The organism is Micrococcus sp. 093350064-1 (genome assembly GCF_053627955.1).
In genome coordinates this window covers 253,092-266,075 of sequence record NZ_JBSEYU010000001.1, presented here as the reverse complement: position 1 = coordinate 266,075, position 12,984 = coordinate 253,092, and the positions used below count along the sequence as shown (strand labels likewise).

At 73.7% G+C, this 12,984-nt stretch carries 9 protein-coding genes; 3 read left to right on the top strand and 6 right to left on the bottom strand.

Annotated elements, in window-relative coordinates:
* The first annotated feature begins 62 nt into the window (after positions 1-62).
* The 3 genes from ACUW6W_RS01210 to ACUW6W_RS01200 are packed head-to-tail and all read left to right on the top strand — an operon-like array spanning position 63 to position 3,606.
* The gene (locus tag ACUW6W_RS01210; RefSeq protein WP_123243957.1) at positions 63-950 is read left to right on the top strand and encodes an ABC transporter permease; all 888 of its coding nucleotides are present in this window, start codon (positions 63-65) and stop codon (positions 948-950) included.
* Positions 947-1,822 carry an ABC transporter ATP-binding protein gene (locus ACUW6W_RS01205; protein WP_073115600.1) on the top strand — a complete coding sequence of 292 codons (876 nt, stop codon included), beginning with the start codon at positions 947-949 and terminating at the stop codon, positions 1,820-1,822. Before ACUW6W_RS01210 ends, ACUW6W_RS01205 begins: the two co-directional genes overlap by 4 nt.
* Entirely contained in the window at positions 1,780-3,606 is a 1,827-nt protein-coding gene (locus tag ACUW6W_RS01200) for a glycosyltransferase family protein (RefSeq protein ID WP_372970636.1), read from the top strand. Before ACUW6W_RS01205 ends, ACUW6W_RS01200 begins: the two co-directional genes overlap by 43 nt.
* 13 nt (positions 3,607-3,619) lie before the next feature.
* Here the strand turns inward: ACUW6W_RS01200 and ACUW6W_RS01195 are convergent, their stop codons facing one another.
* The 6 genes from ACUW6W_RS01195 to ACUW6W_RS01170 form a co-directional block, all read right to left on the bottom strand.
* Positions 3,620-5,425: a glycosyltransferase family 4 protein gene (locus ACUW6W_RS01195; RefSeq protein ID WP_158183685.1), complete on the bottom strand. Its 1,806-nt coding sequence runs from the start codon at positions 5,423-5,425 to the stop codon at positions 3,620-3,622.
* 49 nt (positions 5,426-5,474) lie between these two features.
* The gene (gene wecC, locus ACUW6W_RS01190) at positions 5,475-6,731 is read right to left on the bottom strand and encodes a UDP-N-acetyl-D-mannosamine dehydrogenase (protein WP_073115608.1); all 1,257 of its coding nucleotides are present in this window, start codon (positions 6,729-6,731) and stop codon (positions 5,475-5,477) included.
* Between the two features lie 98 nt (positions 6,732-6,829).
* Positions 6,830-9,022 (bottom strand): glycosyltransferase, encoded by a 2,193-nt coding sequence (locus tag ACUW6W_RS01185; RefSeq protein WP_073115611.1) that lies wholly within the window; start codon positions 9,020-9,022, stop codon positions 6,830-6,832.
* A complete protein-coding gene (locus ACUW6W_RS01180; RefSeq protein WP_144081946.1) occupies positions 9,015-9,650 on the bottom strand; it encodes a hypothetical protein in 636 nt (211 codons plus the stop codon). Before ACUW6W_RS01180 ends, ACUW6W_RS01185 begins: the two co-directional genes overlap by 8 nt.
* A gap of 175 nt (positions 9,651-9,825) precedes the next feature.
* The gene (locus tag ACUW6W_RS01175) at positions 9,826-12,159 is read right to left on the bottom strand and encodes a glycosyltransferase (protein ID WP_454179647.1); all 2,334 of its coding nucleotides are present in this window, start codon (positions 12,157-12,159) and stop codon (positions 9,826-9,828) included.
* Positions 12,156-12,926: a hypothetical protein gene (locus tag ACUW6W_RS01170; protein WP_078026053.1), complete on the bottom strand. Its 771-nt coding sequence runs from the start codon at positions 12,924-12,926 to the stop codon at positions 12,156-12,158. Before ACUW6W_RS01170 ends, ACUW6W_RS01175 begins: the two co-directional genes overlap by 4 nt.
* Positions 12,927-12,984: the final 58 nt, after the last annotated feature.

Genomic DNA, 12,984 nt, shown 5'->3' with positions numbered 1-12,984 from the left:
GCGACTCGCGGCGGGCCGCCCCGGCCCGCCTTCCCGCCTGCATGAAGAGAGGCCGCGACGGCATGGCAGACACCGGCGATCCCCGCGCCCCGAGCGGCACCGCGGTCCTCACCGTGGACGGAGCCACCCTGCGCCGAGTGGGCGCCCGCCCGGGCCTGGCGCGCTACCTGGCCTCCCTCTGGGAGTACCGCTCGTTCATCCTGTTCGACTCCCGCTCCCGGATCGCCGGGGCGAACTCCGTCAACGCGCTCGGCCGCGTCTGGATGGTCCTCAACCCGATCCTCGACGGCGCGGCGTACTTCCTCGTGTTCGGGCTGCTGCTGGGCACCGGCCGTGGCGTGCCGAACTTCCTCGGCTACCTGATCATCGGCGTGTTCCTGTTCCGCTACACCTCGAGCGCGATCACGGCGGGGTCGCGTTCGATCTCGACCAACCTCTCCATCGTCCGCGCCTTCCGCTTCCCGCGGGCCACCCTGCCGATCGCGACGAACATCCGAGAGCTGATGCTCTTCGGCCCGACACTGGTGGTGATGCTGGTGCTGGTCCTGGCCATCCCGCCGATGGAGCAGATCACGTGGCGCTGGCTGCTGCTGATCCCGCTGTTGGCGCTGCAGACGCTGTTCAACGTCGGCGCCTCCCTCCTGCTGGCCCGCTACGTGGCCCGCTGGTCCGACCTGTCCAACCTCATCGCGTTCGGCACCCGGATCTGGCTCTACGTGTCCGCCGTGTTCTTCAGCGCCGACCGCTTCGCGGACTTCCCGCCGATGATGACCGCCATGCATCTGAACCCGCTGTTCTGCGTCCTGGACATCGCGCGACAGTCCCTGCTGTACGCCTCCGACGCGGACCCGATGCGGTGGATCGTCCTCGCGGCGTGGACGGCGGCCCTGCTCGTGGTGGGGACCGTGGTGTTCTGGCGCGCCGAGGAGACCTACGGGGAGGAACGATGAGCGCGGAGCCGCTGACCCCCTCCGTCGTCGTCGACGAGGCGTCCATGACCTACCGCGTCCTCTCGGCCGAAGCGGTCCAGCCCCACCGGGGCCTGCGGGGTCGAGTCCGCGCCGCCCGCGGCGTGCGCACCACGGAGGTCCAGGCGCTGCAGCCGCTGTCGTTCGTGGTGGGGCGCGGCGAGTCCGTGGGCGTGATCGGCACGAACGGGTCCGGCAAGTCCACCCTGATGAAGCTCATCACCGGCCAGATGCGCCCGACCACCGGCCACATCTACGCGACCTCCACGCCCGTGATGCTGGGCGTCAACGCCGCGCTCGTGCGCCAGGTCTCCGGTGAGGACAACATCCGTCTGGGCTGCCTGGCGATGGGGATGTCCCGCGCGGAGGCGGAGGCCAAGCGGGACGCCGTCGTCGCCCTGTCCGGCCTCGACGACCACGCGCTCCAGCTGCCGCTCAAGGCGTACTCCTCGGGCATGGCCGCGCGCCTGCAGTTCGCGATCGCCACCTCGGTGGACCCGGACATCCTCGTGATCGACGAGGCGCTCAACACGGGCGACGCCCAGTTCCGGGAGCGCACGCGCCAGCGGCTCGATGAGCTGCGCGAGCAGGCCGGCTGCGTGTTCCTGGTCAGCCACTCCCTCAGCACCATCCAGGAGATGTGCCAGCGCGTGATCTGGATCGAGCGGGGCGTCCTGACGATGGACGGCAGCCCTCGCGCCGTGACGCGCGGCTACAACCTCTACGCCCGGGCCATGGCCCAGGGGCGGACCGAGGAGGCCCAGGAAATCCTCGAGCGCAAGCAGTCAGAGCTCGTGCGGGAGCGCATCGCGTGGAGCGGCGGCGAGCGGCCCACCGGGATCACCGCGCTGTGAACGTGGCCGGGGCGCGGCTGCGTCGCTGGGCGGGCCGGGCCCGCATCGTGGGCGAGCGCGCGGCCGCCACGGCCGGCGACGCCGGCGCCTCGGCCCTCCGCGCGGCGCGCGGCGCCCGGGGCCTGGCCACCCTCCCGGAGCGCACCTGGCGTGCGGCGGACGTGCACGTGCCGGACGCGTCGGCCGCGCTCCCGCTCCCGGCGGCGGCGGTGCTGCGCCGCGCCCTGACGGGTGCGCGCGTCCCCTCCCTCGACGCGTTCTCCCCCCTCGGGCCCCGGCCGGCCGCCGCGCCGGCCGTCCTGCTCCTGCCGGTGGACGAGCCGGCCGCGCGCGGCTGGTCCGTCGAGGCGGCCGCCGAGCTGGCCGCCCGGCGCTGCGCGGACCTGGAGATGCCCGCCGGCGCGCCCGGCCTGCACACGGTGCTGATGTCTGACCCGGCCTCCCGCCGGGCCCTGACCGCCGCCCTGCGCACCGCCGGCGGCCGCCTCCCCGGGGTGCTCGTCGTCGCGTGCCCGGACCCGGCGACGGCGGCCGGCCGGGCGCGGGTCCTGGCCGCACTGGGGCTCGTCGACGCGGTCCTCGCCCCGGAGGGAACCCGGCTGGACCCCCCGCTCGCCCGCGCGGCCGCACGCGCGGGCCGCGCCGTGATCGGACCGGACCGGGCAGCTGAGACGTGGGAGCGCCTGGCCGCCGCTGGCCGGGCGGCGCGACTGGACGCGCTCACGCCCGCCGAGGCCGCCGGCCCACCCGCCGCACCGGCCCCCCGGGTGCGGGTGACCGCAGAGCCGCGGCGCGTCGTCGTCGCGGGCCACGACCTGAAGTTCGCGGGCGCGCTGATGGACCGGCTGCGCGCCGACGGGCACGAGGTGCGCGTGGACGCCTGGCGCGGCCACGCCCGCCACGACGTCGAGCGCAGCCGCGCCCTGGCCGCGTGGGCGGACGTGGTGCACTGCGAATGGAGCCTCGGCAATCTCGCCTGGTACTCCCGGCACCTGGACTCCCCGCACCGCACCACGCGGTTGACCAGCAGGCTCCACCTGCAGGAGGCGGGCACGGCGTTCCCGTCCCGGGTGCGGCAGGACGCCCTGGACGAGTGGGTGTTCGTGGCCGAGCACGTGCGCGCCCAGGTGCTGCGGGACACCCGTTTCCCGGCGTCGCGGACCTCGGTGGTGCCGAACGCGGTGGCCGTGCCGCCCACGCTCCCGGACGGCGACGACGACCGGCGCTTCGTGCTCGGGCTGGTCGGCGTGCTGCCCGAGCGGAAGGGGCTGCACCGCGCCCTCGACCTGCTGGCGGCGCTCCGCCGGGTCGAGCCCCGCTACACGCTCCGGATCCGTGGCCACCACCCGGAGGAGGTCGGCTGGATGGCGCAGCGCCCCGCCGCGGCGGCCTACTACCGGGCGCAGCTGCGCCGCATCGAGACCGACCCGGTGCTCGCCGGAGCCGTGACCTGGGACCCCCACGGGCCGGACATGCCCGCGTGGTACGCCCGGGTGGGCGTCGCGCTCTCCGTCTCGGACTTCGAGTCGTTCCACTTCACGCTGCCCGACGGCGCCGCGCACGGCTGTCTGCCGGCCGCGCTCGCGTGGGCGGGCGCCGACCTGCTCTACCCCGCCGCGTGGCTGAGCCCGGACGTGGCCACCATGGCCGAGGCCCTTCGCCGGGCGACGGCCGACGCGCGGGCCTGGCGGTCCGCCGTGGCCCAGGCCCGGGTTCACGTGGGTCACCACTACGACACCGCCCCTGTGACGAGACGTTTGACGGACGCGGTGATCTGTCCTTGACTACGCTGCCTCTTTAGTGGGGCGTGATGCCCAGCCGGTCGTAGAGCGACCGATAGCGGCGCGCGTTGGCCTCCCAGGTGCGCGTCTGCAGGGCCCAGTCCCGGCCGGCCGCGCCGAGGCGCGCCCGCTCGGCCGGGTCCTCCGCGAGCCGGTCGAGGGCGGTGGCCAGCGCGGCGGGATCCTCCGCGGGGACGAGCAGACCGGTCCGCCCGTCCTCGACGAGCTCGGCCAGGGCCGGCAGGTCCGAGGCGACGACGGGCCGGCCGGTGGCCGAGGCCTCGACGGTCTTCATCGGCGTCACCGCGCGGGTGACGGGCAGGTCCCGGCGCGGGACCGTGAACACGTCCAGGGCGGCGTGGTGCAGGCGCGCATCCTCGCGGTCGACCCGCCCGGGGAAGGCGCATAGCTCAGCGATGCCGAGCTCCGTGGCCAGGGCCTGCAGCCCGGGCCGGGCGACGCCGTCGCCGGCGATGTGCACGCGCAGCCCGGGACGGTGCGGGGCCAGCCGTGCGGCGGCGCGCAGCAGGGTGTCCAGGCCCTCGTAGTCCACGAGGCTCGAGACGGTGCCCACCACGAAGGCGTCGGTCGGCAGGTCCCAGCCCAGCCGGGCGCGTGCCTCGTCCCGGTCCGCCGGCTCGGCAACGAAGGCCGGGCCCACGGCGTTGGGGCAGAGCACGACGGCTTCCTCGGCCACCCCGGCCGCGACCAGGCGGTCGCGCATGCCCGCCCCGAGCGTCACGACCCCGTCGGCGCGGCGGGCGGCCTCGGCCTCCCGCTCCTGGAAGAGCCGGTACCGTTCCGAGGCCAGGGCCTGGGGCCCGCGCACCGCCGCCCACGTGTCCGCGAGCTGCCCGCGGACCTCGTAGACCCACGGGATCCCGAAGGCCCGCGCCACGGCCTCGACCGCGAGCGCGTTGACGAAGTGCGTGGTCGTGTGCAGCAGGGCGGGACGGTGTCGTCGCACGTGCGCGGCCAGCAGCTCGGCGTGCTGCTGGATGCGGGCGGCCTGGCCCTGGGCGAGCCGCGCCGGCAGCAGCCGGGCGTAGCCGATCCCGTCCACGACATCCCGCTGTGCCGCCCAGGGCACGCCGATCTGCACGGGGTAGCCCGGCCGCGTGACGGCGGCGACCTCGAAGCCCTCGTTCCGCAGGGAGGTGAGGATCGCGTGGCTGCGCTGGGCGTATCCCGACCCGGTGTGGGGCAGGGAGTTGGTCAGCACGTGCAGCACCCGCCCCGGGACCGGGCGGTAGCCGGGCTCGGTCGGCACGGTCGGGGCGACGCCGCGGAACGCGTCCCGCTCCCCCGCCATGCGGCGGGCGAGATGACGGTTGCGGGGATGCCGCGCGGCGAGCGCGGCCGCGCCGCCCAGGTCGCCGCGGTGCGCCGCCAGGCGTGCGGCGGCGGCCGTCCACGCCGCGCCGCGATGCTCCTCCGGCACGCTGCCGAGCAGCGTCTCAGCGATGTCGGGCCGGCCCATGCCGAGGGCCGCGTCGGCCCGGTGGACCAGCCCGCGGCCGCCGCCCGCCCCCGGACGGGACGCGCGGACGGGCCGGCCGGCCTCGTCCACGCCGAGGGCGGCCAGGGCCGCCGCGCGCTCGCCCCGCATCTCGTGGCCGAGCGCGGGCACGACGCCGTTCCGGCCCAGGCGGGTGAGGACGCCGGCCGCCCCGCCCGCCACCGCGGGCGGCAGCCGACGGGAGACCTGCAGGGCCAGCAGCACCGGGTCGTCCGTCACGTGCTCGCGGACGGTCTGGGCGGTCAGGGCCAGGGACCGCAGCAGCGGGCGGCGGGACGACGCGGGGCGCTCGCGTGCGGTCATCGGTGCGGGCTCCTGTCGGCGGGGCGGGCGGGGCGCGGGCCGAGTCTGGTCAGAGGGACGGGCCGGTGCGCCACTGGCCGCGCGTGTCGATCACGCGCTTGTCGGCCACGCGGTCGCCGAGGTCGGCGAAGGCGGAGTGGTCCACCAGCAGCACCACGATGTCGGCGGCGTCCAGGGCCTCGTCGGCCGCGACCAGGCGGACGTTGTCCTTGCCCTGCAGCGCGGCCGGCAGCTCCGTGACGTGCGGCTCGACCACGAGCACGTCGGACCCGGAGAACTGGCCCGCCAGCTCGGCCGCGATGTTCAGGGCCGGGGATTCACGCAGGTCGTCGATGTTCGGCTTGAAGGCCAGGCCGAGGGCGGCGACGACCGGAGCGCGGCCGGTCTCCTGCTGGACGTCGAAGGCCGCGGCCTTGACCTGGTCGAGGACCCACTGGGGCTTGCCGTCGTTGATCTCCCGGGCCGCGCGGATCAGCCGGGCGGTCTGCGGGGCGGCGTCCACGATGAACCACGGGTCCACGGCGATGCAGTGGCCGCCCACGCCGGGGCCCGGCTGCAGGATGTTCACGCGGGGGTGGTGGTTGGCGAGCTCGATGAGCTCCCACACGTCGATGCCCTGCTCGGCGCAGATCACGGACAGCTCGTTGGCGAAGGCGATGTTGACGTCGCGGAAGGAGTTCTCCACGAGCTTGGCCATCTCCGCGGTGCGGGTGTCCGTCAGCAGGATCTCGCCCTCGCAGAACGTGCGGTAGAGGTCGCGGGCCCGCTCGGCCGCGCGCCGGGTCGAGCCGCCGACGATCCGGTCGTTGGTCACGAGCTCGACCATCACGCGGCCCGGGAGCACCCGCTCGGGGCAGTGGGCGAAGTCCAGCTCGGACTCGCGCAGCTCAGGACGCTCGGCGAAGATCACCTCGGCCATGTGCTCGGTGGCGCCGGGGGGCGAGGTGGACTCGAGGATGACGAGCTCGTCGCCGGTCAGCTGCGGGGCCAGGCCGCGGGCGGCGGCCTCGATGTAGCCCAGGTCCGGGGAGTGTCCGTCCTTGAACGGGGTGGGCACGGCGACGATGTAAGCGTCCGCGGCCGGGGTCGTCTTCGAGGCGCTGAGCAGGCCCTTCTCGACGCCGCGCGCGACGAACCCGGCCAGGTCCGGCTCCACGAAGGGCACCGTGCCCGCGTTCACGGCGTCCACCGTGCGGTCCGAGACGTCCACGCCGAGCACCTTCACGCCGTTCTCGGCGAGGATGGCGGCGGTGGGCAGTCCGATGTAGCCCAGGCCGATGACGGCAACGGTCTCGATCTTCTTCACGGGGTCTCCTCGATGGGGAATGGTTCACGACGGCGGCCCCAGGCACCGGCGGGCGGGGGGCGGACGCGTCCCACCCTACCGCCGACGCCCGGCCTGCTTCAGTCCAGCCCCAGCGCCTCGCGCCACAGGCCGGCCACGACGCGCTCATCGTACGAGCGCACCCGGTCCCGCGCCAGGGCCGAGAGCGCGTCCCACCGCGCGTCGACGGCCGTCGCCTCCAGCACCCGCCGCGCCGCGGCGTCGGTGTCGTCGAGCACGAACTCCTCGCCGAACACGCCCCTTGCGCCGGGCCGGTCCCACACGATCGGAACTGCCCCGGAGGCCATCCCTTCCACCGGGGCCAGGTGGAAACTCTCCGTCGCACTCGGCGACAGCATCCAGCCGACCTTGGTGTACCAGGTCCCCATGTCCGCACCGAACGGTTCGAATGCGACAGCATCACGCAGATCCGAGGCTCCGAGTCGGGCCAGGAGGCCCGCGTATCCCTCACGCTCGTACATCTTGCGCCAGATGTGCGGGTACTCCCACGGCATGCGGCCACGGATATGGAGCGTGAAGCGGCCGTCCTCGGCGCGCAGGCGCCGGAGCAGGTCGATCGCGCGGTCCGGTCTTTTGAGCATGGGCACGATCCCTACCAGCCCCAGTCGGAATTGGCGGTTCGCCCGCCCAGGGCGCTCCAGGTCTGCAATGGACACGGCGTTCGGGACAACGCGTACCGCGTCCGGGCGGATGTCCATCGCGTCCAGGACGTGCCCACGGTTCAACTCTGAGACCACGACGAGAGTGTCGACCGTGGCTGTGTCGATGTCCGGAAGCCACGCGCCGCGCAGCTCGAACATGTGCAGCCGCACCACGAGCCGCTGGCCAGGCCGTTTGCGGTGGGAATACCAGACAGCGTTGGGGCCAGCCCATTCACAGATGACGACGTCGGCCCACTCAAGATGGGCTTCGGACGCGTCCTCGTCGTGAGCGTGCAACGACGTCCAGTGATCAATGCGCAACTCCACGTCCGGATCCGCGCGGAGCATGTCCACGAGTTCACCCGCGAATTTCAGGTCATGACCGGCAAGCACAATCCGCCGTCGCTGGTCACGAGGGGCGGCGAGAGCGCGAGGGCGTTCCAACGCGCCCACGCGTTCAATCACGGCCCGCAATGCGTCGGCGCGCGCGGACATGCGATACGGCGCGGCGGCCCGGAATACGTGCTCGGACAGGGCGTCGAGCCGCGGTGCAGCGGCGACAAGCCGATCCGCGATGTCTGCCGGCGTGTCGTCCAGCGCATCGACGAACAATGGATAGTCCGCGCCAAGCAGGTCTTCGTGGATGGTAGTCCGGTTAACCAGGGGCGGCACACCGAGAGCACAACTCTCGAGCACCTTCGTCGAGATCTCGAGAGACAGGTCGAGATCGGAGGCGCGCCACCCGAGGGATACGTCGGCGTCCCCCATGACCTCCATACTCTCTTCGCGGCTCAGAGCTCCCACCCAGGAGAATCCCGGCTCGTCGGACTCGAGCACGGCACGCATGCTCGATGCCCACCCCGGGTGGCGCGGTTCCCGGTGCACTTTGTCGCCCACCATGGTCAACGAGCTCTCGACTCCACGGTCGCGGAGCTCAGTGAGGATTTCGGGCATGCGGTCCGTCCGCCAGTCGTGGGCAAACTTCCCGGTGTACACAAGCCTCAAAGATCTGCGCTCCCGCGAGTCACTGCCGTGGGGACGGACAGAGTCGGGGATCATCGGGGACAGTAACTCGGTGCGACCCGCAGCTGCGGGCACGAGAGCCTCAAGGACCGCCCGCGCGTGCTCCGTCTGGGCCAGCATGAGCCGACTTCCCGCAGCCACCCGATTGAGCCGACGGATGAGATCATCAGGGAATCCTCCGCCGATATACCCGTACTCGGTGACGTACGACCACAGCCGGCCTTCGAAGGTGCCGCGCTCAACGATTTCGAGGCACATTTCACTACCACGGACAAGCAAAACATCGAAGTCCAACGCCGCGTCCAGCGCCTCCAAGGCTTCCGCCGCCTGTCCTCTCTCCATGGCATCCTCTGCCTCAGCCACCGGCGCGTCGTGGACGGTGACGCCAGACAGACGGCGGAGGGGGCCGCTCAAGAGATCCCGGGTCTCGACGGCCTTGAGCTGCACATGCACTTGGGCGCCTGTCAGGGACAGGGTCTCAGCGAGGGACGGTAACCAGATCGCCGACCCGTCCATGACATTGAGATTGACGTCGCCGTAGAGGAGGATGCGGACGTCCGCGATGTTGCTCGTGGGCGTGTCATGCACGGCTGGTCTCCTCCATGTCTCGCAGTAGGTCTGCGATCTCGGTGGGGGCGTCCCCCGCGTCTTCGGTGTGATGTCCGGCTGGCCGGGGAGTGCCCGGCTGCACGGGCATCAGTGTGGACTGCCGACGTAGCAGGAGCGCCCCGATCTCTGACCGGCGAGGGCCACGGTCGATAAGCCAGCAGGTGGCCCCAGCGCGATGGGCTGCATGCACAGCGGCGAGCACCTCGAGCAGCAACGCGACGCCCGAAGTGCTCAGCGCGCCATCCCACACGCCGGTGAACCCTTCCAGGTCGAGCACGAGCACGTCCGTGCGCTCCGCCACCGCCACGCTGGTCCCCGGCGTCATCGGCACGACGCGATGCCCTGCCCCTTCCAGCAGGCGGCGTGCGTCGGCGCTCAGGAGACCCACGACGGCCCGGTTCCCGGCCACGTCGCGTCCCAGGTCAGGACGCCCCAGCATCCGCTCCAGCCGTGCACTCCTCGCCGGGTCCGCTGCCGGAGTCGCGGCGGCTCGGCCCGGTGCGACACGGCCTGAGTCGCGGTCCTGCGCGCCACGGCCGGCCAGCTGGTCCGGTTTTGAGCTGACGGTCCAGCGCACCCCGAAGACTCCCCGGATCTCCTGCGCCACGGGCTTCGGCAATCTTCGTAGGAGCGCACCACCGCCGCGCCGCACGGTGCGTCGGGCCTGCGGTGGAAGGAATGCCGCCACGCGGCGAACCCCTCGTTGGAAATCAGAATTCGGCATTTTCAGCGTGTTGCCTTCTATGGTGATGAACAAAGAACAGCCCGTGGAGGCGAAACTCTCAGAGAGTACCAGGGCGTTTTGTGGTGGATCGGACCCAGCCGCGGGGCAGCCGCCTCAGCCATTGTGGGAGGCCGCGTGCTTGGTCCTGGGCCGACGCGTCAACCCCGGCCAGGCGCCTGGCTCGTGGCCTTGCAGTGTCAGCCAGTCCGAGCGCCTCGCGCCACAGGCCGGCCACGACGCGCTCGTCGTACGCGCGCACCCGTTCCCGGGCCAGGGCCGAGAGCGCGTCCCACCGCGCGTCGTCGGCGACCGCCTCGAGCACCCGCCGCGCCGCGGCGTCGGTGTCGTCGAGCACGAACTCGTCGCCGAACACGCCCCTCGCGCCGGGCCGGTCCCAGACGAGCGGGACCGCGCCCGAGACCATGCCCTCGGCGGGCGCGAGGTGGAAGCTCTCGGTGGTTGACGGCGAGAGCACCCAGCCGATCTTCGTCAGCCACGAGCCCATGTCCGCCCCGAAGGGCTCGAAGGCGACGGCCTCGCGCAGCGGACCGGCGCCGAGGCGGGCGAACAGGTCGAGGTAGCCCTCGCGCTGGAGGGGCTTGCGCCACTCGTGCGGGTACTCCCACGGCATGCGGCCGCGCACGTGCAGGGTGAACCGTTCGTCATGGGCGCGCAGGATCTCCAACAGGTCCACGGCCCGGTCCAGGCGCTTGCGCAACGGCACCACGCCGACGAGGCCGAGCCGGAACCGGCGACCGGGCAGGCCGGGACGGTCCAGGTCCGCCACGGACACGGCGTTGGGGATCACCGTGACCCGCGTGGGCTCGATGGGAAGATGCTCGCGCACCAGGTCCCGGTAGAGATCGGAGACGGTCACGAGGCGGTCCACGGCCTCGGTCTCGAGCGCGGAGAGCCAGCCGCCGCGCAGCTCGAACATGTGCAGGCGGACCACGAGCCGCTGGCCGGGCCGCTTGTGGCGGGCGTACCAGACCGCGTTGGGGCCCGCCCACTCGCACACCACGACGTCGGCCCACTCGACGAGGCGGCGTGAGGCGGCCTCGTCGTGGCGGTGCAGACCCTGCCAGTGGTCGATGCGCAGCTCGACGCCCGGGTCGTCCCGCAGCAGGTCGACGAGCTCGCCCGCGAACTTCAGGTCGTGGCCGGCCAGGACCACGCGGGTGCGTGACCCGCCGCGGGCGGGCCGTCGGTCGAGCAGACCGAGCCGGTCCATGACGCCTGTCAGGGCGCGTGCGCGCGCGGCCATGCGGTAGGGGGCGGCGGCCTCGACGACGCGTCGCGAGAGGGCCGGCAGGTCGTGGCGGGCGGCCGCGATGCGGGCGGCCACGTCCCGGGCTGAGTCCCTCACCCCGTCCACGAACAGGGGGTAGTCGGCCCCCAGCAGCTCCTCGTGCGCCACGGTCCGGTTCAGGAGCGGCGGCACTCCGACCGCGCAGCTCTCGAGCACCTTCGTGGAGATCTCGAGCGAGAGGTCCAGGGCGGGGGCGCGCCAGCCCAGAGAGACGTCCGCGGCCGCGGTGCGGGCCATGGACTCCTCGCGGGAGAGCGCTCCGGTCCACTCGAAGTCGGGCCGCTCGGCCTCGAGGCGGGAGCGCATCGCCGCGGCCCAGCCGGGCCGGTCCCGCTCGGGGTGGACCTTGTCCCCCACCATCGTGAGCGTGGCCGGGACGCCGGCCTCGTGGAGGGCGGTCAGCACGTCCGGCATGAGGTCGGTGCGCCAGTCGTGGGCGAACTTGCCCGTGTACACGAGACGCACCGGGCCGTCGGCGGGCGCCTCGGCGCGTTCGGCCGGAACGAGCCCGTCCGGCACCATCGGCGAGAGCAGCTCGGTGCGCCCGGCGGCGGCCGGGACCATCGCCTCGAGCACGGCGCGGGCCTGGGGCGTCTGGGCCAGCATCAGACGGCTCGCCGCGGCGATGCGGCCGAGCTCCTCGACGCGCCCGGCCGGGAAGCCGTCCTCCACGTAGCCGTACTCGGTCACGTAGGACCACAGCCGCCCCGGGAAGGCGCCGCGGTCGGCGAGCTCGAGGCAGGCGTGGATGCCGCGCACGAGCACCACGTCGTACCGGGACTCCTCGTCCCGGCGGGCCAGCACGTCCGCGGCGCGGGAGGGGGTCATCCCCCCCTGCCCGGCCGCCGGCTCGGCGGTGAGCACGCGCACCCCCGTCAGGGCGCGCAGCGGAGCGGTGAGCAGGTCCCGGCGTTCGACGGCCTTGAGCTGGACGTCCACGCTCGCACCCGTGCGGGCGAGGGTCTCGGCCAGGGAGGGCAGCCACGTGGCGGAGCCGTCGATGACGTTCAGGTCGACGTCGCCGTAGAGCAGGACGCGCACGCCGGCGGCGTCGGTCAGGCGGTCGGGGTGGTGCGTGTTCATGCGCTCTCCTCCGGGCAGGCGGCGAGGACGTCGGCGATCCCCTGGGGCGCGTCGCCCGGGTCCTCGGTGAAGTGCAGGGGCGTCCGGTCCGCGCCGGCCTCGACCACGATGACGTCCTCGGCGTGCAGCAGGGCGAGGGCCCCGAGCCGGTGCTGGTGACGGCCCCGGGAGAGCACCCAGACGGTGACCCCGCGCGCGGCGGCCGCGCTCACGGCACCTCGCAGCTCGAGGTAGAGGGCCGCGCCGGCGGCGTCGAGGGCCCCGGCCCACGGCCCGTCCACGCCGTCCACATCCACGACGACGGCCTCCACGCGTTCGGCCACCGCGGCCGCGGTGCCCGGCACGAGCGGCACGACGCGGTGCCCGGCGGCCGCGAGGGCCGCGCGCACGTCCGGGGCGGCGACGACGCCGACGGCCCGCCCGCCCCGCTCGGTGCGGGACGTGTCGGCCAGGCCCAGGACCCGCTCGAGACGGGCCGCGGCCTCCGGATCGGCGCCGACGGCGGCCGCACCGCGGCCGGTGAGGGAGGCGCTGCCGGGGCGGGTGCGGGCCGGACCGCCCGCCAGGCCCAGGGCGTCGGCCGGCCGGGCGTGCGCCGGACGGTCGCCCCAGCGGATGCCGAACACGCCGCGGACCTCCTCGGCCACCTGCGGCGGCAGCCTGCGCAGCAGCGCGCCGCCGGTGCGGCGCACCCGACGGCGCTGTTCGGGCGGCAGCAGGCGAGCGCCCGCGCGCGCGACCCGACGGATGGACTTCCCAGCTGGCATCAGAACTGTTCCTCGGTGTCCCGGTGGAGTGCACCCGGCCGGGTGCGGCGGCGTCAAC